The sequence below is a fragment of the Clostridium sp. 1001271st1 H5 genome (assembly GCF_005845215.1).
Classification (GTDB): Bacteria; Bacillota; Clostridia; order Lachnospirales; family Lachnospiraceae; genus Enterocloster.
On record NZ_SPHO01000013.1, the window covers coordinates 103,113 to 124,873 of the forward strand.

Annotated in this window: 18 protein-coding genes; 14 read left to right on the top strand and 4 right to left on the bottom strand. The window is 48.7% G+C overall.

Translation table 11 applies throughout. From position 1 onward, the window contains the following. Nucleotides 1-330: 330 nt before the first annotated feature. From FGS84_RS19515 to FGS84_RS19525, 3 genes are read left to right on the top strand one after another with little or no spacing between them, the layout of a single operon-like run. Entirely contained in the window at nucleotides 331-1,539 is a 1,209-nt protein-coding gene (locus FGS84_RS19515; protein ID WP_138310063.1) for a hypothetical protein, read from the top strand. Between the two features lie 21 nt (nucleotides 1,540-1,560). Next, nucleotides 1,561-2,952, top strand: a complete 1,392-nt coding sequence (locus tag FGS84_RS19520) for an amidohydrolase (RefSeq protein ID WP_138310064.1) — start codon at nucleotides 1,561-1,563, stop codon at nucleotides 2,950-2,952. A 1-nt stretch (nucleotide 2,953) separates the two neighbouring features. Next, a complete protein-coding gene (locus FGS84_RS19525) occupies nucleotides 2,954-4,138 on the top strand; it encodes a M20 family metallopeptidase (protein ID WP_138310065.1) in 1,185 nt (394 codons plus the stop codon). Between the two features lie 115 nt (nucleotides 4,139-4,253). On the opposite strand, the gene FGS84_RS19530 is transcribed toward FGS84_RS19525, so the two are convergent. Next, nucleotides 4,254-5,264, bottom strand: a complete 1,011-nt coding sequence (locus FGS84_RS19530) for a MarR family transcriptional regulator (RefSeq protein WP_138310066.1) — start codon at nucleotides 5,262-5,264, stop codon at nucleotides 4,254-4,256. Nucleotides 5,265-5,308: 44 nt separating this feature from the next. Further along, a complete protein-coding gene (locus FGS84_RS19535; RefSeq protein WP_138310067.1) occupies nucleotides 5,309-6,322 on the bottom strand; it encodes an asparaginase in 1,014 nt (337 codons plus the stop codon). Between the two features lie 219 nt (nucleotides 6,323-6,541). On the opposite strand from FGS84_RS19535, the gene FGS84_RS19540 reads away from it, so the two are divergent. From FGS84_RS19540 to ilvC, 8 genes are all read left to right on the top strand, one after another. Next, entirely contained in the window at nucleotides 6,542-6,994 is a 453-nt protein-coding gene (locus FGS84_RS19540) for an NfeD family protein (protein ID WP_138310068.1), read from the top strand. A 21-nt stretch (nucleotides 6,995-7,015) separates the two neighbouring features. Continuing rightward, nucleotides 7,016-7,966 (top strand): SPFH domain-containing protein, encoded by a 951-nt coding sequence (locus FGS84_RS19545; protein WP_138310069.1) that lies wholly within the window; start codon nucleotides 7,016-7,018, stop codon nucleotides 7,964-7,966. A gap of 139 nt (nucleotides 7,967-8,105) precedes the next feature. After that, nucleotides 8,106-9,500 carry an MATE family efflux transporter gene (locus tag FGS84_RS19550; protein ID WP_138310070.1) on the top strand — a complete coding sequence of 465 codons (1,395 nt, stop codon included), beginning with the start codon at nucleotides 8,106-8,108 and terminating at the stop codon, nucleotides 9,498-9,500. Between the two features lie 41 nt (nucleotides 9,501-9,541). Beyond that, nucleotides 9,542-9,724, top strand: coding sequence for an HPr family phosphocarrier protein (locus FGS84_RS19555; RefSeq protein ID WP_138310071.1), 183 nt, complete (start codon nucleotides 9,542-9,544; stop codon nucleotides 9,722-9,724). Nucleotides 9,725-9,893: 169 nt separating this feature from the next. After that, nucleotides 9,894-10,739: an NAD(+) diphosphatase gene (nudC, locus tag FGS84_RS19560; protein WP_347563856.1), complete on the top strand. Its 846-nt coding sequence runs from the start codon at nucleotides 9,894-9,896 to the stop codon at nucleotides 10,737-10,739. Between the two features lie 65 nt (nucleotides 10,740-10,804). After that, nucleotides 10,805-11,473 carry an HAD family hydrolase gene (locus FGS84_RS19565; protein WP_138310072.1) on the top strand — a complete coding sequence of 223 codons (669 nt, stop codon included), beginning with the start codon at nucleotides 10,805-10,807 and terminating at the stop codon, nucleotides 11,471-11,473. A gap of 125 nt (nucleotides 11,474-11,598) precedes the next feature. After that, complete coding sequence (gene ilvN / locus FGS84_RS19570; protein WP_138310073.1) at nucleotides 11,599-12,102, top strand: acetolactate synthase small subunit; 504 nt, start codon at nucleotides 11,599-11,601, stop codon at nucleotides 12,100-12,102. A gap of 111 nt (nucleotides 12,103-12,213) precedes the next feature. Beyond that, nucleotides 12,214-13,224, top strand: coding sequence for a ketol-acid reductoisomerase (gene ilvC, locus FGS84_RS19575; protein ID WP_138310074.1), 1,011 nt, complete (start codon nucleotides 12,214-12,216; stop codon nucleotides 13,222-13,224). A 119-nt stretch (nucleotides 13,225-13,343) separates the two neighbouring features. Here the strand turns inward: ilvC and FGS84_RS19580 are convergent, their stop codons facing one another. Continuing rightward, nucleotides 13,344-14,225, bottom strand: coding sequence for a LysR family transcriptional regulator (locus tag FGS84_RS19580; protein WP_138310075.1), 882 nt, complete (start codon nucleotides 14,223-14,225; stop codon nucleotides 13,344-13,346). Nucleotides 14,226-14,377: 152 nt separating this feature from the next. Between FGS84_RS19580 and leuC the strand changes: the two genes are divergently transcribed. From leuC to FGS84_RS19595, 3 genes are all read left to right on the top strand, one after another. Next, nucleotides 14,378-15,640, top strand: a complete 1,263-nt coding sequence (gene leuC / locus FGS84_RS19585) for a 3-isopropylmalate dehydratase large subunit (protein WP_138310076.1) — start codon at nucleotides 14,378-14,380, stop codon at nucleotides 15,638-15,640. A gap of 44 nt (nucleotides 15,641-15,684) precedes the next feature. Further along, nucleotides 15,685-16,170 (top strand): 3-isopropylmalate dehydratase small subunit, encoded by a 486-nt coding sequence (gene leuD, locus FGS84_RS19590; protein WP_138310077.1) that lies wholly within the window; start codon nucleotides 15,685-15,687, stop codon nucleotides 16,168-16,170. A 326-nt stretch (nucleotides 16,171-16,496) separates the two neighbouring features. Continuing rightward, nucleotides 16,497-20,723 carry an MAP7 domain-containing protein gene (locus FGS84_RS19595; RefSeq protein WP_138310078.1) on the top strand — a complete coding sequence of 1,409 codons (4,227 nt, stop codon included), beginning with the start codon at nucleotides 16,497-16,499 and terminating at the stop codon, nucleotides 20,721-20,723. Nucleotides 20,724-20,848: 125 nt separating this feature from the next. On the opposite strand, the gene FGS84_RS19600 is transcribed toward FGS84_RS19595, so the two are convergent. After that, nucleotides 20,849-21,742: a LysR family transcriptional regulator gene (locus FGS84_RS19600; RefSeq protein ID WP_138310079.1), complete on the bottom strand. Its 894-nt coding sequence runs from the start codon at nucleotides 21,740-21,742 to the stop codon at nucleotides 20,849-20,851. Between the last annotated feature and the right edge of the window lie 19 nt (nucleotides 21,743-21,761).

Consider the following 21,761-nt stretch of genomic DNA (forward strand, 5'->3'; position numbering starts at 1 on the left):
TGCCCATGGCGGACTTTTTTGTTTTAGGGACGGAATTCAGCTGGAAAAGTCTGGATGTGGAAAATTAAAGACGTATTTTAGGACATTATATTAGACAAAATAAAAGACTAATAATAGCTAAAATAGCCAAAAAATAAAATGATAATTGACAAAATATAGACATATGGATATAATTATGGTAAATAATATTATTGAAACAACAAAAAATACGCATATAATTGTCCTTAATTCAAAGGAATATAAAGGACAAAACGTCTTTAAATATGCGTATGAAATATGTGCGCACAGGTAAAACATGAAAAAGCAAAAGATGATTAGGAGGAAATGGGAATGAGTTTTTGGAATCCGTTGACCTGTATTACGGGATGCCTGGTGGTTTATTCGATAGGTGAGTTTTTGTCTAAAAAGACCAAGGGGGCTGTTTCGTCACTGTTGTTCGCCTGCGTATTGTTCCTCATAGGGTTCTGGAGCGGCCTGCTGCCCAAGGACATTACCACACAGTCCGGTCTGGTGGCAGTCATGGCCAACTTTGGTACGGCATTCATGATTACCAACATCGGCACGCTGATTAATCTGGAAGACCTGATTCGGGAATGGAAGACTGTGGTCATCTCATTATTTGCTATTGCAGCCATTGCGTTGATTTGTTTCACAGTGGGCTCCCTGCTGTTCGGAAGAGAGTATGCATTGATTGCAGCGCCGCCTGTGGCAGGCTCCACCGTGGCAGGCATTATTGTCACCAGTGCGGCGGAAGCTGCAAACCGTCCCGAACTGGCGGCATTTGCAGTGCTGGTACTGTCTGTACAGAAATTTTTCGGCATACCGATTTCCACATTCTGCATCCGCAAGGAGTTAAGAATCAAGCGCGGCAATGGTTTTTTTAAGAATCATACGGTGGAGGAAAAGACCGGCCTTAAGCTGCCGAGCATGCGCATTTTCAAAGAGACGCCTAAAAACCTGAGAAGCAATACGGTCTATATCTGTAAAGTGGCTCTGGTGGCATGTATCGCTGATTTTGTGGGCAAGGCAACACTGATTCCAGGTTCTTCCCCGGCCAACTATATCCTTAATCCCAACATCGCTTACCTGCTGTTCGGACTTATTTTTGCCAGAATCGGATTTTTGGAAAAGGATATATTTGCAAAAGCAAATTCCTCAGGTATCATCACATTCGGTCTGCTGCTGATGCTGCCGGGAAGCCTTGCAACCCTTTCGCCCTCCGGGCTGATATCCATGATTGTACCGGTATTCGGCATCCTTTTAATCTGTTCCGTCGGCATCATCGTTATCTGCGGTATTGTGGGCAAGGTGCTTGGCTGTTCCCCTTATACATCCGCAGCAGTGGGCGTGACCTGTATGCTGGCTTATCCGGCCACCCAGATTATCACCACGGAAGGCGTTGATTCCTTTGAGTGGGAAGGCGAAGAGAGACAGAGGGCCATGGATTATATCCTGCCTAAAATGATTATCGGCGGTTTCGTTACAGTGACCATTGCATCCGTTGCATTTGCAAGCATTATTGGTCCCATTATCTTTTAAAGGAAAGGAAAGATTGAGTGTATGACAGGTCAGATTGCAATTGAGGAAATTGAGAGGAAAAGGGAGAAAATCCACAGCCTGAGCCAATGTATCTGGAATCATCCGGAAGCTGGTTTTAAGGAATACAAGGCCTGCGAACAGGTGGCGAAACTGCTGCAGGAGGAAGGATTCCAGGTGGAAACAGGAGCAGGCGGCGTGCCCACGGCCATAAAAGCCGTGTATGGAAGCGGCCATCCCGTTATGGGTTTTTTGGGTGAGTTTGACGCACTGCCGGGTCTCAGCCAGAAGGTTTCGGTCAACAAGGAGCCGGTGGAGGGACAGGCCTATGGACACGGATGCGGCCATAACCTGCTGTGTTCAGCCCATGTGGCCGGCGTGATTGGCCTTAAGGAGGAGATGGTTCAGAGAAATCTTCCGGGAACCATTGTGTTCTATGCATGCCCGGGAGAGGAGCTTCTGACAGGCAAACCCCTTATGGCAAAGGGAGGGGCCTTTGAGGGTCTGGATGTGGCGGTGAATTTCCACCCCAACAAAATCAATGAGGCAACAGTGGGAGTGTCCACAGCAGTGAATTCGGTTAAATTCCATTTTTACGGCAGGGCGTCCCATGCAGCCAATGCGCCTGAAAACGGCAGAAGTGCTTTGGATGCAGTGGAGCTGACCGATATCGGCGCCAATTATCTGAGGGAGCATGTGCCTTCCGATGTGCGAATCCATTACACCATTGTGGACGGAGGAGTGGCTCCCAACATTGTGCCGGATAAGGCCGTGGTATGGTATTACATGAGGGCGTTTTCCAGGGAAGTGGTGGAAAATGTGTATGAACGCCTTGTAAAGGTAGCGCAGGGCGCAGCCATGATGACAGAGACTGAGCTGGAAATAGAATTCCTTGGCGGCTGCTATAACACCCAGAACAATCATGTGCTGGCCGGTGTGGTGGCGGAGGCCATGAACGAGATTCCCCAGGAACCATGGACAGAGGAGGAGCTGGACTTTGCAGAGGCGCTGGACCGGCAGACCGCGGAAGCAGCAAAGGCAACCACCAGGAAATACGGACTGCCTGCGGATACACATCTGTACACTGGTCCGGGAAAGGTGACCTGCTTTAACAGCTACGGCTCCACGGATGTGGGAGATGTGATGCATCTGGTGCCAACCGCTTACTTCTTTACAGCCTGCACCAACATGGGTGCGCCTGCCCACAGCTGGCAGTTCGCCTCCTGTGCAGGAAGCACCATCGGTGAAAAGGGAATGATTTACGCGGCTAAGGTAATGGCATTATACGGCCTTAAGCTGATTGAGAAGCCGGAACTGATTGCGCAGGCAAAGGAAGAGTTTGACAGGCAGATGGAGGGCAGGAGCTATAAGTGCCCCATACCGGACGGAATGAGGATGCCCTGGCAGGAGGATTGACATGGTGGATTTTTTAAAGGAAGCAGAAGAGATTGAGCAGGAAGTGATTGGGTGGAGGCGCCATGTCCACCAATACCCGGAGCTGCTCATGGACCTGCCGGAGACAGCCGCTTTTGTGGAACAGGAATTAAAGAGCATGGGGTATGAGCCGGAATACATAGGCCGGTCAGGAATCATTGCTGTGCTGGACAGCCAAAAGCCGGGAAAGACTCTGCTTCTCAGGGCGGATATGGATGCACTGCCCATTGAGGAGGAAAGCGGCCTTGGGTTTGCCAGCAAGCGCCCGGGAATCAGCCATGCCTGCGGCCATGATACCCATACAGCCATGCTGCTGGGAGCGGCAAAGCTTCTTATGAAGCATAAGGACCAGCTAAAGGGCAGGGTCAAGCTCATGTTCCAGCCCGGGGAAGAGGGCGGAGGCGGCGCCCGCGCCATGGTGGAGGCAGGCGTGCTGCGCTCGCCGGATGTGGACGCATGCATGGCATTGCATCAGGTGGTGGCAAGGGACCATGTGCCCACGGGAATCATCGGATATACCCGCGGCCCCATGATGGCCTCAGCCGATATGTTCAGGATAACGGTCCGGGGCAAAAGCGTCCATGGGGCCAGCCCTGAATCCGGGGTCAACCCGGTGCAGATTCTCTGCCAGATATATAACGGCCTCCAGTCCATTGAATGCTCGGAAAAGCCAAGGGGAAGCGCCCTGGCCCTGACCATTGGGCAGATAAATGCAGGCAGGGCAGGAAACGTGATACCGGAACAGGGCTTTATGTGCGGCAGCATCCGGGCTTATGAGGAGGATGTGAGAAACCTGGCTAAACGGCGTTTGAGGGAAATATCAGAACAGACAGCAGCGCTGTTCGGCGGCAGGGCGGAGGTGGAGTTCCTGAGCGAGCTGCCGGCCACGGTCAATGACTATGAAGTAGGCGATGAAATGTTTGGCTATGTCAGAGAACTGGTGGGAGAGGATGGAACCATGATGCTCCCGCAGATTATGGGAGCAGAAGATTTTGCAGAAGTCCTGAAAGAAGTGCCGGGGGTTCTGTTCAGGGTCAGCCTGGGTGACAAACAGGAGGGCTACCCATATATCAGCCATAATTCCAAGGTAATATTCAATGAAAGCGGCATGAAGCATGGGGTGGCTGTATTTGCCCACTGTGCGGTGAGATGGCTCAATGCTCATTGAGAATGGCCGGAAATGTGAAGCGGCCGGGGATGCTCCCCGGCCGCTTTGCTGAGTCTTAAGCCTGCCGTTGTCTGAAATATCCGGCGGATACCCGTGCCTCTTCCGTTATCTGATGTCATAAAATATATTCAGGATGGAACTGGTAAATCTTTTCCGGGCGCCCCCTGGTAAAGGACGGCTGCCGTTCCAGTTCCAGGAAAATGCCGGTTGCGGACAGCCTGCCCAGGAGGCGGTTGGCGCTGCGGGGAGTGATGTGCAGTGCTGCTGCCAGGGCCTGGGACGTGATGCAGTCCCGGTCCATGGCGGACAGGGCTGATAGAAGGCGGTCCGCATAGGATACGGAGATGCCTGCTTTGCGGGACAGCAGCTGGCTCTGGGACCTTAATGCCGGGAAAGAGGTATTATTATCCTGAACCTGGGGAGCCATGACAGAGGCGCCGTCGGAAAACTGCTGGTTCAATGCGGTGATGGCGTTCTGGTTCTGTACAATGGTCTTCAGATGGATTTCCTGCAGCAGCAGGGTAATGGATTCCTGCAGTATCTCATATTTTGGATAGACAAAATATGTCTTCACCCCGGCATCCAGCAAATCCTGTATGATATTGCTGAAACGGGTTACGGAGTATTGGATTTTCTTCTCATTCCAGAGGCGTATGTGTTTGAGCTTGATTTTCTTTTCCATCTCACACAGCTGCTCCAGGGAATAGGTGGAGGTGTTCTGGTATACCTGGTATATGAGCTGGTTAAACTGGCCCCGTTCCAGGTACTGGTGCAGGGGGACTGTTTCGGGAAGCCATTCCAGCAGGTCAAAATATCCGTGCTCCAGATAAAAGTCCTGTTCCTTATACTGCACCTGGAAAAATGTCTCATAGTAGCAGAGGGCATTGCTGCCAAAGGATACAATGGGCCTGGTCAGCACCGGAACCCTGCGGCAGATGGCTGCCCTTGGAACAGGTCCGCTGACCAGAAAACCGTCATAGGATTTCTCCAGTTCAATATATAATTCCCCTGCATGGGCAAAATCATTGTAAATAAAATAAGATAAATCACAGTCAAGGGCAAGGGAGCTGAAATAGGACTCCACATAGTCCTTTAAAAAGCGGGTTAATATTACTGCTAATTTCATGGCGGTTATCTCCTGTCGGTATACTGCCTCCAAAGGGCTGGATATTATTGTTCGCTCCATTTCCAGAGTATGTCCCGGTTCACAGTCTCGTAGAACATCCGGCGTATCCGAACAGGGTCCTTTGTCTGGCCCAGTATCCACATGATTTTTGTGACCACTGCCTCCAGGGTCATATCATATGCTTCCAGAAGCCCGAACTCCTGTTTGATGCTCCGGCCCACCTCGTACACGGACATATCGCTGCCTTCATTGGTGACCTGGGTGGTCATGATGACGGTCTTTCCAAGTCCGGTCCAGCGTGCGATGGCTCCATGGTAATCCCCGTCCTCGTAGGAGGGCAGCCCTCCCACGCCAAAGGACTCTATGATGACAGCATCGTAATGCTCCGCCATGTAATCCAGCAGGGAGGCGTCCATGGAAGGAATCAGCTTCATGAGTCCCACATCCCCCACCATCTCCCGGTAGAAGCGGACCGGCTCTTTGTCCCTGTCCTTGTCGTCCAGATAGAAGATTATCTGGCTGTCCTGGATGATGGCCACATAAGGAAAGTTGATGCTGGAAAATGCATGGTAGCTTTTTGTCCACTCCTTCTTGCCCCTGGTGCCTGCAATGACCTTGCCGTCAAAGACGATGTTCACGTCATGGGCTCCGGGACAGGAGGCAAAGAGAAGGCTGTCGGCCAGATTGGTCCTGGCATCCGTGTTCTCCATGTCAATGGGTTTCTGGGCTCCGGTGATGATGATTGGCTTTGGCGAATGCTGAATCAGGTAGGACAGGGCTGCGGCCGTATAGGCCATGGTGTCCGTGCCGTGGGTAATGACAAAACCGTCGTATTGGCCGTAATGTTCCTCGATTGCTTTTTCAATGGCCAGCCAGTGGCAGGGCTGGATGTTGGTGCTGTCTATGTTCATCAGCTGGATGGAGTGGATTTCACAGTAGCTTTGGCTGTCAGGCACATAGGACAGGATTTCATCCGGTGTAATGACAGGCTTAAGTCCTTTGTCCGTGCGTTTGCAGGCAATGGTGCCGCCTGTTCCAAGTAAGAGTATGCGTTTCATGTCGTGCCCCCTTTACGGTAAGTATAACCTTTCTGCAAAAACATATAATAACAGCAGCTGTGTTGTCCTGACTGCTGCCATAAACTTTCGTACTGCTTACAATTATATTAAGAATATGATAAATTTACAATCCCTTGATTGATTTTAAGTCTGACTATGATACAATAAGAATAAGTAACCAATTTTCTCCATATTCTGTGCAGATGAAAGGAGATTTACATGTCCCTTATTTGGCTTATCGCGTTTGTAGTTTTTTTGGTAGTGGAAGGAGTCACCACATCCCTGACCAGTATCTGGTTTGCCGGAGGTTCCCTGGCAGCGCTGGTGGTTCAGGTATGCGGCGGAGGTCTGTATCCCCAGCTGGCCGTGTTTGTGGCAGTGTCCTTCGTTTTGTTTCTCATGGTCCGTCCCTTTGCGTACAAGTACCTGTACAGCAAGAGAACGAAAACCAATGTTGACAGCCTTACAGGCCGTAAGGCCGTGGTCAAGGACCGGATTGATAATGTGGCCGGTACAGGGACCGCCACCCTGGCCGGCGAAACCTGGCTTGCAAGGGCGGCAAAGGAGGGGGATACCTTTGAGACAGGTGATGTAGTGGTCATATCTGCTGTCAGCGGGGCAAAGCTGATGGTGGCGGCGGCAGAGCAGGAACATGAAGTGGAAAAAGCATAAAGAAACATAAGGAGGATTCATATGTTTGGAGCAATCGGAGGATTCATCACGTTTATTGTCATTGCAGTTATTATTTTATTTATACTGTCCACCTGTATCAGAATCGTACCCCAGGCCCAGGCCCTGGTGGTGGAGCGTCTGGGCGCCTATCTGGGCACATACAGCGTGGGTATTCATTTCCTGGTTCCCTTTATTGACCGTGTGGCCAAGAAGGTGAACCTGAAGGAACAGGTGGAGGATTTCCCGCCGCAGCCTGTTATCACCAAGGATAATGTAACCATGCAGATTGATACCGTTGTATTTTTCTATATCACGGACCCGAAGCTGTATGCTTACGGCGTGGAGCGTCCCCTTCTTGCCATTGAGAACCTGACAGCCACCACCCTGCGTAATATCATCGGTGACCTGGAACTGGACGAGACGCTGACCTCCAGAGAGACTATCAATGCCAAGATGCAGGAGTCTCTGGATATTGCCACAGACCCATGGGGCATTAAGGTCACCAGGGTAGAGCTTAAGAACATCATTCCTCCGGCAGCCATCCAGGAGGCCATGGAAAAACAGATGAAGGCAGAGCGTGAACGCCGTGAATCCATCCTGAGAGCCGAGGGCGAGAAGAAGTCCATGATTCTGGTGGCGGAAGGCAACAAGGAATCCGCGGTTCTGAATGCGGAGGCTGAAAAGGAAGCAGCCATCTTACGGGCAGAGGCTGAGAAGGAAAAGAATATTAAGGAGGCCCAGGGCCAGGCGGAGGCCATCCGTTCGGTACAGAAGGCTACGGCAGACGGTATCCGCTTCATCAAGGAAGCCGGGGCCGATAATGCAGTGCTTCAGCTTAAGAGTCTGGAGGCATTCCAGGCAGCGGCCAACGGAAAGGCCAATAAGATTATCATTCCTTCGGATATCCAGGGAATCGCCGGTCTGGTGAAATCCATAGCAGAGGTGGCGGCAAAAGATGAGGCATCCGAATAAAATCCAGTGGACAAAAGCCAATCCATGATATAAGATAGGAATTGAAGGTAGTACCCATCAGCTGATTTAACTGGTGGGTGCTGTTTTATTCTTTATGATTTTTTAGCTTTATGAAAATGTACAGACATGAGGTGCAGGTATGGAGGGAAAGGTTGTAAAGGGAAACCGAATTACGGAAGGAAGTATTTACGGACAGCTGCTGCTGTTTTTCTTTCCCATATTGTTTGGAACGTTTTTCCAGCAGCTGTATAATACGGCGGATGCCATGGTAGTTGGCCGCTTTGTGGGCAAACAGGCCCTGGCGGCGGTGGGAGGAAGCACCAGCACTCTGATTAACCTGCTGGTTGGTTTTTTTGTGGGCCTGTCCAGCGGCGCAACAGTGGTCATATCCCAGTTTTACGGCGCCAGGAAGGCGGATAAGGTCCATTGGGCTGTACATACATCCATTGCTTTTTCCGTTATTGGCGGCGTCATATTCATGATTGTGGGACTGCTGGGCTCTCCCTGGGCCCTGGAAGCCATGAAGACGCCGGAGGACGTCATGGGTCATGCGGTGGTGTATATCCGGATTTATTTCCTTGGAATCATTGTCAACCTGGTTTATAACATGGGAGCCGGAATCCTGCGCGCCATCGGGGATTCCAGACGGCCTCTGTATTTTCTCATTGCCAGCTGCTTTACCAACATTATTCTGGATGTGCTGCTGGTAGCGGTGCTGGGGATGGGGGTGGCAGGCGCTGCCCTGGCAACCATTACATCCCAGCTGCTCAGCGCCGTTCTTGTGGTCAGGGCTCTTATGAAGACAGACGATATGTATAAGCTGGAATGGAAAAAGGTGCGCATTGACCAGCGGATGCTCCAGAGAATTGTCCGAATCGGCATTCCCGCAGGAATGCAGTCCGTTATGTACAACATATCCAATGTCATTATCCAGGCCGGCGTCAATACCCTGGGAACAGATAATGTAACTGCATGGGCCACCTACGGAAAGGTGGACGGCCTGTACTGGATGATGATTAATGCCCTCGGCATATCCGCCACCACCTTTGTGGGGCAGAATTTCGGGGCCGGCCGTCTGGACCGTGTGCGGAAGGGAGCCGGCGCCTGTATGGTGATTGGCGTGGTGCTGACAGCGTCCGTGGGAGTGGTGCTGTATAACGGCGGCCATCTTCTGGTAGAGCTGTTCACCACAGACCAGCAGGTGCAGGCCATCAGTATGGATTTGCTGCATTTCATGGTTCCCACCTTCATTACCTATATTGCCATTGAGATACTTTCCGGTACCTTAAGGGGCGTGGGGGACGCCTGGATGCCTCTCATCATCACAGGCATCGGCGTGTGCGCGGTCAGGGTGCTGTGGATTATGTTTGTGCTGCCTCATTACCACACCATCATAGGTGCAGCCTTCTGTTATCCTTTGACCTGGAGCCTGACCACGGTTGCGTTTGTAATCTATTATTACTTTTTCAGCAGTCTCAGACGGTGGAAGCTTAAGCCTCTAAAAAAAAGGTTTGGCGTGTATAAGCCCTTCTGATATGGGAAGACTTTCTGTATAAAAATGCAGGAGGCGCCTATATGACAACGAAGGAAGTCATGTTTGATTCAGTGGAGGATGTAAAACAGTTTGTACGGCAGAGCGAGAAGCAGCCCGAGGATATTGATGTGTGCTGCGGCAGCTGCATGGTGGACGGAAAGTCCATACTGGGAATCCTCAGTCTGGGGATTCATAAAAAATTGAATGTTGTGATTCATGACTGAGAGATGAAAAGGACGTACCTGATGCAGGGGCGTCCTTTTTCCGTATCAGCTCCGCTGATTCAGCCTGATTTGAAAGGAAGGTTTTACTTTGGACCGTTCCTGTGATACAATAGACACCAAATATATTTTTACAGGCTGAATGTTTAAGATAAACAGACCGGAAAGGACGATGGCAGGAACCATGATTCAGGATATTGCACCTCATACATATGACCCTGTATTCAGGAGGAAGGAACCTGTGGACAGGGATTACCTGCTGTACTACGAATATAATAAGGTAATGCTTCTAAAAAGTGAAGGGGGGAGTGTGATTCCAACCTTTGGGGAGCTGAAGCAGGAAGGAGATTTCTCAGACAGGGCGCAGTACCTGTTTTCCATTGATGACAGGGCCTATTACTGCGTGACGGATATGGCAGTGCCGGAATTCGGCGGTTTTTACATGGAGCCGCTGACCGTGTTCCGGAATTTTGAACCTCTTTATCAGGCGTTTGCAGGCATAACAGGCAGCCAGCTTTACCGGTGGATGCAGAGCAGGCGGTTTTGCGGCCACTGCGGCGTAAAGACAGAGCCCGGTACAACGGAACGGTCTTTGGTCTGCCCTTCCTGCGGGCAGACGGAATATCCCAAAATCAGTCCGGCTGTTATTGTGGCCATTACCAATGGGGACAAGCTTCTGATGTCCCGGTACGCCAGAGGCGCTTACCGCAATTATGCGCTGATTGCCGGGTTTGTGGAGATTGGAGAGACCTTTGAGGACTGCGTGCACAGGGAGGTTATGGAGGAAGTGGGTCTTAAGGTGAAGAACATCCGCTATTATAAAAGCCAGCCCTGGGCATTTTCCGATACGGAGATGGTGGGATTCACAGCTGAGCTGGACGGGGATGATACCATACGCCTGGAGGAAGAGGAGCTGTGCGAGGCCGGATGGTTTACGCGGGATGAAATTGTGGAATACGGCCCATATATCAGTGTGGGGCATGAAATGATGAAGGCTTTTAAGGACGGGAAGATATAGCGGACAGCGGTGTCCGGCGGGAAACCGTATATGACCGGCAGCGACATATAAAAGGAGAAGTGACTATGAACCGTAAGGATTACATTTTATTTGACTTGGATGGGACACTGACAGATCCAAAGGAAGGAATCACCAAGTCAGTGCAGTATGCACTGAAGCATTTTGGGATACAGGAAGATGACCTGGACAGCCTGACGCCTTTCATAGGGCCGCCCCTGAAGGACAGCTATCAGAAGTATTATGGCTTTTCCGATGAGCAGGCATGGGAGGGCGTTCAGGTATACAGGGAGTATTTCAGTGACCGGGGCTGGGCTGAAAATAAGGAGTATCCGGGCATAAAGGAAATGCTGGAAGCACTGAAGGAGGCCGGAAGGGTGCTGCTGGTGGCAACCTCCAAGCCCGAGGAGTTTGCCAAGAGGATACTGGAGTACTTCGACATGGCGGAGTACTTTGATTTCATCGGCGGGGCCGATATGGGGGAAACGCGGGTGCGCAAGGCGGATGTAATCCGCTATGTGCTGGAACAGTGCGGCCTGGATTCAGATAATGAAACAATTGGCCGCTGCGTAATGGTGGGGGACAGGGAACACGATGTCCTGGGAGCCAGGGAGTGCGGCATGGAATGTGTGGGTGTACTCTACGGTTATGGAGACCGCCAGGAGATGGATGCCTGCAAACCTGCCTGGATTGCAGGGACAGTAGGGGAATTAAGGGATTTACTTCTATCACTATAACCTGAACTCATAATAACCATTCCTATTATGCAATTGACAAATAGAACAATGGTTGCTATGATTGAAATTACTATTAAGAAGGCAGCTGCTTTTGCACTTGCCATCAGATGAGAGGGTGGGATTAGATGGACGACAGAATCGTGTTATCGCTGCTTGTGGACAATACGGCAGGTGTGCTGGCCCGTGTGGCCGGGCTGTTCAGCCGCCGCGGATACAATATTGAGAGTCTGACTGTAGGTGTCACCGCTGACCCGCGGTACTCCAGAATGACTGTGGTTTCCCTTGGAGACCAGACCGTCCTGGAGCAGATTAAGAACCAGCTCAATAAGCTGGAGGATGTAAGGGATATCAAGGAGCTGAAGCCGGACCGTTCCGTATACAGGGAACTGATGATGGTAAAGGTACGGGCCAATGCCAGCGACCGCCAGTCTGTCAGCGCCATATCCAGTATCTTCCGCGCCACCATTGTGGATGTGGGAAAAGATTCCTTGACCGTTATGCTGACAGGGGACCAGTCCAAGCTGGATGCGCTGATTAACCTGCTGGAGGATTATGAAATCCTGGAGCTGGCCCGCACAGGCCTTACAGGACTGGAGAGAGGCGCAGAGGATATCAGGATGCTGCCATAAAAAGAGGCTTAAGGGGGCGGCCAAAGGCGGACAGAGAGTCGTCGGTTTTGTTGCCTTAAACATATATTATTTAAGATTCAAGTTCAAAGGAATTGAAGGAGGAAGAGAGCAATGCCAAAGATTTTTTATCAGGAAGATTGTAATATGTCATTACTGGAGGGCAAGACCATTGCTGTGATTGGTTACGGCAGCCAGGGACATGCACATGCTTTAAACTTAAAGGAGTCAGGGTGCAATGTAATTGTAGGCCTGTATGAGGGCAGCCGTTCCTGGAAGAAGGCGGAAGAGCAGGGATTTGAGGTATATACAGCAGCTGAGGCATCCAAAAAGGCAGATGTCATCATGATTCTGATTAACGATGAGAAGCAGGCAGCCATGTATAAGGAGTCCATTGCGCCCAATCTGCGTCCGGGAATGATGCTGATGTTTGCCCATGGTTTCGCCATCCACTTCGGACAGATTGTTCCGCCTAAGGATGTGGACGTTACCATGATTGCGCCCAAGGCACCGGGCCATACCGTTAGAAGCGAGTATCAGAGAGGCAGAGGAACCCCATGTCTGGTAGCTGTTTACCAGGACGCCACAGGCAAGGCCATGGATATGGCATTGGCTTATGGACAGGGAATCGGCGGCGCAAGAGCCGGTATCCTGGAGACTACCTTCAGGGTAGAGACCGAAACAGACCTGTTTGGCGAGCAGGCAGTGCTCTGCGGCGGTGTGTGCGCTCTGATGAAGGCGGGATTTGAGACACTGGTGGAAGCCGGCTATGCTCCTGAGAATGCATATTTTGAGTGTGTGCATGAGATGAAGCTGATTGTGGACCTTATTTATGAGAGCGGTTTTGCAGGCATGCGTTATTCTATCTCCAACACAGCTGAGTACGGCGATTACATCACCGGACCAAAGATTGTAACCGACGAGACCAAGAAGGCCATGAAGAAGATTCTGTCCGATATCCAGGACGGCTCCTTTGCAAAAGAGTGGCTTCTTGAGAATCAGGTCGGCTGCCCCCATTTCAATGCCATGAGGAAGAATGAGGCAGAGCAGCCCCTTGAGAAGGTGGGAGCAGAGCTGAGAAAGCTGTACAGCTGGAATGATACGGACAAACTGATTAATAACTAGTATGAAGATGCAGTATAGTGCTACATAGATTGTATCTGCGGCAGCGGATACAATGGAAAACAGGCGGATGCCCCGGAAGGAAAAGGGGTATCCGCCTGTTTTGGCGTGTGTTCCGGAAATCAGTACAGGAACTCCAGGAATGTTTTTAGGGCCATGGCCTGGTTGGCGGGATGGTAGGCAAAGCCGATGGTCCTGCGGTGGATGGGAATATCCAGGGGAATCTCTACCAGCAGGCCGCTGTCCAGCTCCTTCTGCACCAGCTCCTTGATAACGCAGGCAATGCCCAGGCCAATCTTGGCAAATTCAATCAACAGGTCCATGGTGGTCACTTCCAGAATCTGATGGGGGAAGATGTTGTTCTCAGCCATGTATTCGTCCACGTGGTGCCGGGTCATGTTGCTGGTATCCAAAAGCATGATGTTGCCTGTCTCAAACAGACTGGTATCCTGGCCCTCTCTCAGATACAGGTTCTCCAGATAACTGGGGGTGGTGACAAAGGTGTCCTGGATATCCATAACCGGGATAAAGGCCAGGTCACGGCGGACCGAGGGTTCGGCAACCAGTCCCAGGTCAATCTTCTGCTGCTCCAGGCGGGTCAGGGTCTGGGCTGTGGCCTGGCTCTCTATGGTGACCTTCATATGGGGGTACTGGTCAATGAAGGTTTTCAAATAGGGAAGCAGGATGTATTTGCACAGTGTGTTGCTGACGCCAATCCTGAGGTGTCCGATGTCAAATTCCTGAATCCGCTTCAGTTCCTGCTCGCCCCGGTCCAGGGCGTCAAATGCCTCCCTGGTATGTTCAAATAAAATTTCACCCTCAGAGGTGAGCTGTACTCCGCGGGAACTGCGGGTAAACAGGGACAGGCCAAGACTGTCCTCCAGCTTGCTGATGGCTTTGCTGATGGCCGGCTGGCTGATGTAGAGCTCCTTTGCTGCCTTGGATATGTTGCCTGCTTTTGCCACTTCATAAAATATCTTGTATTGGGACAGGTTCTGTTCCATGGAATCCCCTCCTGCTATATAACATTTTTTCATATATCCCATTCATATTATGTATTTTTATTATAACAATACATATGCTAAAATGTAAAGCACGGATGATATAATTTCGAGGAATTAATTAAAGAGAAGGATATTGAAGGAGGAAATAAGTTATGGGAATGACCATGAGCCAGAAAATCCTGGCTGCCCACGCAGGACTTGAGGAAGTGAAGGCAGGACAGCTAATAGAGGCGGATTTGGATTTAGTGCTGGGAAATGACATCACTTCTCCTGTTGCCATCAACGAGATGAAGAAGATGGACAGGAAAACCGTGTTTGACAAGGACAAGATTGCCCTGGTTATGGACCATTTTATACCCAACAAGGATATAAAGTCAGCTGAGAACTGCAAGTGCTGCAGGGAGTTTGCCTGCCGCCATGAGATAACCAATTATTTTGATGTGGGAGAGATGGGAATCGAGCATGCCCTTCTGCCGGAAAAAGGACTGGTGGTGGCTGGTGACGCTGTCATTGGCGCAGACTCCCACACATGTACATACGGAGCCCTGGGAGCATTTTCAACGGGTGTGGGAAGCACGGATATGGCTGCCGGCATGGTAACGGGCAAGGCCTGGTTCAAAGTGCCCTCCGCCATCAGATTTGAACTGGTGGGCAAGCCGTCAAGGTGGGTCAGCGGCAAGGATGTTATCCTGCATATTATCGGCATGATCGGGGTGGACGGCGCCCTGTACAGGTCCATGGAGTTTGTGGGAGAGGGAATCAGGAACCTTTCCATGGATGACCGTTTTACCATCTGCAACATGGCGATTGAGGCCGGGGGAAAGAACGGAATCTTCCCGGTGGATGAGCTGGCCATTGAGTATATGAAGGAACATTCCAAACGTGAATTTACCGTATATGAGGCGGATGAGGACGCGGAGTACGATGAGACATATGTCATTGATTTGTCAGAGCTAAAGCCTACCGTATCCTTCCCCCATCTTCCCTCCAATACCAGGACCATTGACCAGGTAGGGGATGTGACGGTGGACCAGGCGGTCATTGGTTCCTGCACCAACGGACGTATTGAGGATATGAGAATCGCCGCAGAGGTGTTAAAGGGCAGGAAGATTGCCAAGGGCGTGCGCTGCATCGTGATTCCGGCCACCCAGTCCATCTACCTTCAGGCAATGAGGGAAGGACTGCTGGAGATTTTCATTGAGGCGGGAGCCGTGGTGAGCACACCTACCTGCGGTCCGTGTCTGGGCGGCTACATGGGCATCCTTGCTGCCGGCGAGAGGTGTATCTCCACAACCAACCGTAACTTTGTGGGCCGTATGGGACACGTGGATTCAGAAGTATATCTGGCCAGCCCGGCAGTGGCTGCCGCAAGTGCTGTGGCAGGGAAAATCATCTGCCCGTGCCAGCTGGATTAACGGTATAAAAGCAATATCATTGTGAAAGGAAAAGGAGACTGAACATGAAAGCATGCGGACACGTTTTTAAATACGGTGACAATGTGGATACGGACGTCATCATTCCGGCCAGATATTTAAACGCCACCCAGGGGGATGAGCTGGCAAAGCATTGTATGGAGGATATTGATAAGGAATTTGTGAACAAGGTCCGGAAGGGGGACATCATTGTGGCCAACAAGAATTTCGGCTGCGGTTCCTCCAGGGAACACGCGCCGCTGGCCATTAAGTGCGCGGGAGTGAGCTGCGTTATTGCGGAGACATTTGCCCGTATTTTCTACAGGAATTCCATTAACATCGGCCTTCCCATTATTGAGTGCCGGGAGGCGGCCAGGGCCATTGAGGCAGGGGATGAGGTGGAAGTTGATTTTGACAGCGGAATCATAACCAATAAGACCAAAGGAGAGACTTATCAAGGCCAGTCCTTCCCTGCTTTTATGCAGAAAATCATTACGGCCGGCGGACTGGTGAATTATATTAACGGACAATAATTTTAGATAATAGGTTCATTTTAATTATGAATCAAACTGACTAAAACAGGGCATCTGCGCTGCAATTGAAACATTGCTGGTGCAGATGCCTTGTTTTGTGTAACCGGTGTTGTTGTTCAACATGGGAAGAGATAGTAAAAAAGTATTAAGAAATTTTAAAAATGTAAGTTATGCAAGAAATATGTAAATTATGCAATTGTGGTTGTAAATGTTATTAATCTAATTAAAATTGTAAATAGTAAAATGAGGGATTGTAAGGCGAATTTGTTTGTGAAGGTTTCATACTATCAGACCGTGGTAAACGAAATCAATGGGGAGGTTGAGAGATGGGGAAAAGAAAGATAAAGTTAAAAATGGTATTGGCGGTTTTTCTGGCGATAATCATGGTAATATCTGTTGCTAACAGTGATATGTTATATGCGACAGGGATTATTTTTGCAGAGACAGTAGATGGAACAGATACAAAAAGTTTGCCGATAGAAAATAACGCTTTGGCAGAGGGAATACAGCAGGATGAGGGAGCCTCAGAGGAAACGAATCAGAAAGAAGACCAACAGAGACAAAAACAGCCTGAGGAAAAACAGCTTGAGGAAAAACAGCGAGAAGAAGAACTGTCAGAGGAAAAACGAAAGGAAGAACTGCCAGAGGAAAAGCGAAAAGAAGAACTGCCGGAGGAAAAACAGAAAGAAGAAGCTCCAGCGTATGTTCCAGTTGGGACACCATCAGATGCAGTTCATGCAGGTTATGAGAATAAAGATATTACAGTGGCAACTAAATCAGAAGCAGAGGTCAGAAATAAAAATTATGATTTAGAAAGAATCATTAAAACTGCGGCCCTGCTCCATGAGGAGGACTATAGTGACGTAACGGAAGATAACCCTCTCACGCATGGTGAACGTGCAGTTTTCAGATTTGAATATAAGCTAAAATCTTCGATGAGAAAGGCTCTGGATAGTGGAAACGATATTATCTTAGAGTATCAGTTACCGGAAGAGATATTAGGGTTGACAAGTTCTTACCAGGAAATGGTTGGAACAACATTTGCTGATGGACCTATGTCCAGCGCGCTGGGATATATGGGAGAGTTCAATGAAGATGGCAATATAACCATATGTATCCAGTCAATAGAAGAGGGCGACATTGACAATTTTGACCAGATAATAGATATTCCCGTCTTAATTGACTGCGAAATTACTGATATTCCGGAAAAACTGACCATATCTGCGGCTCATTCAAAAAAGTTGACAATTTATACATATGTGGGAAGCGGGAAATTTGAGTATGAAGAAACCATAGGTGATATTACAATATACTTATGGGCAGAGGAAGGCGTGCTTCCTGATGATGCAAAGGTGAGAATATCAGAAGTTGCATATGATGATGAAAATGCATTGGGAGGAATGGAGCAGATAACGGGGGATGCAGGAGCGAACCAAATCATTGCATTTGATATCAGCATCTGGGTGGACCATCAGGAGATAGAAATAGAAGATGGTACAGTGAAGGTTTCTTTTAGAGGAAGTCGGATATTGGATTATTCCGGAAAAAAAGCAGAAGTATTTCATATAGATGAGCAGAACGGTGTAGAGATAATAAACTCTAAACAGTTGGGGGACGAAATCCAGTTTGAGGCAAAGCATTTTTCTGTATATGGAATCCATCTGACAGCGGTAAATTATCCTTCAGTGGATTATTCTGAGGAAATAAAGCCATACAGGGTTACATACCCGGAATCCAGCGGCTGTGCAATTGCGTCAATTGCGACCGTTGAAAAATACAATCGGCAGGCATCAGATGCAGATAATATGTATTATCGTGTTAAATCTTGGAATGACAATGCCATATCAATAAAAGACTGGTCGGGCATGGGATATGGTGAAATCAAGGATAACCCTACATTGGAGACATTATATACCGCATTGAAAGAAAATGGCCCATGTATCATACACAGAAATACGACGGTAGAGCATTTTTCTGTTCTGGTGGGGTATACGGGAAACACCTCTGTTTTAGAAGAAAAGGGCTTCAAAGTGCTGGAGGTATCTGATACCATCACTAATTATTTGATGAATCTTCATGATTGGAGAAGGTATACATATGTTAATGGCAGTGTCCAATATGACGATAATGCCGTAGTCGATAGATTGCTTATCAGAACAGGCGTGGATGTCTCCTTTTTTAATGTAAATGCATCTGATTTACAGGATACCAGCGGGCGTTTGTCTTCAGATATTCAGACGACAACAGGAAGCAGGATACAGAGCGTAGGGGTATATCTTGGCAAGTCTGAAAATCAGATGCAGAAAATTTCCGAACCCGCAGAAGGGACTGTTAAGAAAATTTTTTATGAAGTTGGAACTGGGGAATGGTGTGGACCTCTTTCGGCCGGAACCAAGTACTTCTATCAGTTTTATGTCCAGATTAATGATTTGGAATTTAAATCGGATGTTTTCAGCTTTAATACCGCAGGAATTTCGGACACGGAAAAACCAGTGATAAAGAATGTAAGAGTTGCCGAGGTAACCACGGACGGATTTACGGTCTATTGCACGGTGGCGGATGACAGAATGGTATCAAAACTTACATTTGCGGCATGGAATGAAAAGGAGGGAAAGGAGAAACTGGTATCCGGCGGGCCGACCAACCACAATGGATATGCAAAGGAAAAGGAATACCAACATCGTGTGAATGTAATAGACCATGATTTTACATATGATGCTGCCTATTATATGATGATTACGGCAGAAGATGAGGCGGGGAATACGGCTGACTACAGCCTCAGGATGTATATGCCGCGTCCGTTTGAAAGTACTGAAGATGGATGGCCAATTGCGAACTCCCGGAGATGTTTTGGTTATAGTGATGATTATCACATTCCAAAATCAGTCATGGAGGATGTTTACGGATGGAATATCAGCAGCATTTTGCCATGGTCTGCGGGACCGGTTTGGCATGGCTCATGTTTCGGTTTATCCGTATTGGCTTCCAGGTACTATACAAATCAAGGAAGTCCATTAACCCATATATTGCCCAAGAGGGGAAATAATCATTTGTACCAGAGGGGATACTATAATTTGGATTATTCACAAGGCATTTATACGATTGCTAAAAATTACAATGCCATAAGGATGATTGAAAGGGTTCAGGTATCTCAGGATACACAGGAACTCGCGGACATTGAAGTCTATAAAAATGATAATAACCTAAAACAGTTTAAAGCCTATATGTGTACAGGCCCGGAGGGCTTTGAACCTAAATTCAAAGCATTTGTAATTACGTTGTCATATAAAACTGGCGCACATGCGGTGGTAGTGGAAACGGACAGAGTTCCTTGGACTGCAGGGGACGGGTGGACAGGGATATATGTGTATGACTCCAATGCCCCTGCAAATAATGGGGATATGGGATTGAATTCCTTTTATCATAAAGGCAGGTCATATATAAGAATCAATGATTCTAACGGTGATTGGGAGTATTATTATAATGGTGAATTAAAGGGAAAATCAGGGCGCGGTGATATGAAGATATATGACCCATCCAAATTAGGCAGTTCATTCTTTACAGACAAGCTGCATAAGAAAAAATCTTCCGGGTGGGCGTGGACCGCGGATATTGATGCTGAAAACATGACCATTAAGGATTCAAGCGATGGCATACTGCTGGAAATAAAAGATGGAGAGCTTATACAGAACTCCGAAGATACGGATTTTTCAATCATGTGCACTGATTTAGATGAACAGGATGGAAGGCTGAAAGGATATTTTTATTGTAGTGAAGATGAGTTCAACTATAATGCACACAATGCAGATATCATGATTGCCAGCAATGAATTGTATATTTCTGCCAGTCATCAGACTGAGATAAAAGCAGATGTGGATTTGCAGAATGGGTCTTTATCATTAGAGAATGTACAGGATGGGGAAGTTAGCATTGGATTGCAGACAAATGAAAATAAATATAAGGCAGTTGCATATGAAAATAACAATCAGTCAGGCGATTACGTGACCCTTTCGCTGGAAAAATCAGGCAGATATAATATAGAAAGCAGCCAGGCTACTGCCGATATTTTTAGTGTGGACAGCAATGGCACAACTGTGAGGTTGGAAGACCAGAGGATTACTGAATTGGAAGGAAAGACGGTCGGTGAAATTGTATCTGAACATTCCTCAAACGATGTAAAGCCGGCTGGCGTGACAAATGTGTCATCTGATTCAGACGAGAGGGACATTGGTATAGCGGTTGTTACAGACACATATCCTGGTGCTCATTGGAATGCTTATGAAGATGGCCGGTGGAAATTAGTGAAGGCTGACGGAAATGAGGTAAAAGGATGGGCTATGGTTCAGGATAAGTGGTATTATTTGAATCCTGAAGACGGATTCATGATGACCGGATGGCTTCGGAATCAGGATGGACGGTGGTATTATCTCAGAACCGTACATGATGGATATTACGGAGCTATTGTAACAGGATGGAATATAATAGATGGTAAGCGTTATTATTTTAATGAAAACCATGATGGATATTACGGCGCTCTGATGATAGAGGAATAGAAGAACGGATGTTGCCTTATGCTTACAAGCGGCAGGTAAGTTTTTGACGAAGCGGATGGGATTAACTATATTCTTTTTGTATACAGTTAATCCCGTCCATTTTTTGAGGATACAATACTGTAATATTATACGGCGGCTGACCCCATTCCCCTGGCCAGCCGTATAAAGGCATCCATCTCCCTGGTAACCCACTTGTCCTTATGATAAACAATCTGGCGCCAGGTTCTCATATAGAAATCCCTGACATCCAGCACAGCCAGCTCCCCTTTGATGATGTCCCTGTGAATGGTGAATTCCGGCAGAAAGGAAACGCCCAGGTTCTTTCTCAGCAGGCTGATGATGAATTCCGTATTGCCGATTTCCAGGAAGGGCTGTATTTGCTTTTCCTGGGCAGCCAGGTACTGGTCCAGGATGAACCGGTAGCTGGCGTTTCGTTCGGTGAGGATGAAGGGCTGTTCAATGACCTGGTCCAGGTCCAGGCTGTCCCGGCCCACAAGGGGATGCCGGGAAGAAGTGACGAACACAATATCCTCCGGTTCTTCCAGGACTTTTATCCATTTGCTGTCATACATACGCTTATCCAGGAAATACACTATATCAATGGCATTGCTGTTCATCATCTCTAACAGTGTTTCGGGGGAATCCGTGATTAGCCGGATGTTGACTCTGGGATAGAGCCGGTGGTATTCCCTGAGAAGCTCCGGGAATATGGTGGCGCAAATGGATTCGATGGTTCCCAGGCACAGGCTGCCGGTAAGCTCGGTTACATGGGTGACTGCATCTTTTGCGTGTTCCAGCTCCTTCATGACAGAGACAGCGTGTTCGTAGAACAGGGCTCCCTGGTGGGTCAGGGTGGTCTGCTTGCCGATGCGGTCAAAGAGATGGACGTTCAGCTCCTGCTCCAGCTGCTTAATTTGAATGGTGACGGCTGCCTGGGAATATCCCAGCTGTTTTGCCGCCTTGGAAAAGCTCTTTAACTGCGCCACCTGAAGGAAGGCGGCAATCTCCCGTAGTTCCATATAATAGATTTCCTTTGCT

What these genes read in the sequence shown, in the direction of transcription:
- FGS84_RS19515 (WP_138310063.1), top strand. Translation starts at nt 331, where the DNA reads ATGAGTTTTTGGAATCCGTTGACCTGTATTACGGGATGCCTGGTGGTT.
- FGS84_RS19520 (WP_138310064.1), top strand. Translation starts at nt 1,561, where the DNA reads ATGACAGGTCAGATTGCAATTGAGGAAATTGAGAGGAAAAGGGAGAAA.
- FGS84_RS19525 (WP_138310065.1), top strand. Translation starts at nt 2,954, where the DNA reads ATGGTGGATTTTTTAAAGGAAGCAGAAGAGATTGAGCAGGAAGTGATT.
- FGS84_RS19530 (WP_138310066.1), bottom strand. Translation starts at nt 5,264, where the DNA reads ATGAAATTAGCAGTAATATTAACCCGCTTTTTAAAGGACTATGTGGAG.
- FGS84_RS19535 (WP_138310067.1), bottom strand. Translation starts at nt 6,322, where the DNA reads ATGAAACGCATACTCTTACTTGGAACAGGCGGCACCATTGCCTGCAAA.
- FGS84_RS19540 (WP_138310068.1), top strand. Translation starts at nt 6,542, where the DNA reads ATGTCCCTTATTTGGCTTATCGCGTTTGTAGTTTTTTTGGTAGTGGAA.
- FGS84_RS19545 (WP_138310069.1), top strand. Translation starts at nt 7,016, where the DNA reads ATGTTTGGAGCAATCGGAGGATTCATCACGTTTATTGTCATTGCAGTT.
- FGS84_RS19550 (WP_138310070.1), top strand. Translation starts at nt 8,106, where the DNA reads ATGGAGGGAAAGGTTGTAAAGGGAAACCGAATTACGGAAGGAAGTATT.
- FGS84_RS19555 (WP_138310071.1), top strand. Translation starts at nt 9,542, where the DNA reads ATGACAACGAAGGAAGTCATGTTTGATTCAGTGGAGGATGTAAAACAG.
- nudC (WP_347563856.1), top strand. Translation starts at nt 9,894, where the DNA reads ATGGCAGGAACCATGATTCAGGATATTGCACCTCATACATATGACCCT.
- FGS84_RS19565 (WP_138310072.1), top strand. Translation starts at nt 10,805, where the DNA reads ATGAACCGTAAGGATTACATTTTATTTGACTTGGATGGGACACTGACA.
- ilvN (WP_138310073.1), top strand. Translation starts at nt 11,599, where the DNA reads ATGGACGACAGAATCGTGTTATCGCTGCTTGTGGACAATACGGCAGGT.
- ilvC (WP_138310074.1), top strand. Translation starts at nt 12,214, where the DNA reads ATGCCAAAGATTTTTTATCAGGAAGATTGTAATATGTCATTACTGGAG.
- FGS84_RS19580 (WP_138310075.1), bottom strand. Translation starts at nt 14,225, where the DNA reads ATGGAACAGAACCTGTCCCAATACAAGATATTTTATGAAGTGGCAAAA.
- leuC (WP_138310076.1), top strand. Translation starts at nt 14,378, where the DNA reads ATGGGAATGACCATGAGCCAGAAAATCCTGGCTGCCCACGCAGGACTT.
- leuD (WP_138310077.1), top strand. Translation starts at nt 15,685, where the DNA reads ATGAAAGCATGCGGACACGTTTTTAAATACGGTGACAATGTGGATACG.
- FGS84_RS19595 (WP_138310078.1), top strand. Translation starts at nt 16,497, where the DNA reads ATGGGGAAAAGAAAGATAAAGTTAAAAATGGTATTGGCGGTTTTTCTG.
- FGS84_RS19600 (WP_138310079.1), bottom strand. Translation starts at nt 21,742, where the DNA reads ATGGAACTACGGGAGATTGCCGCCTTCCTTCAGGTGGCGCAGTTAAAG.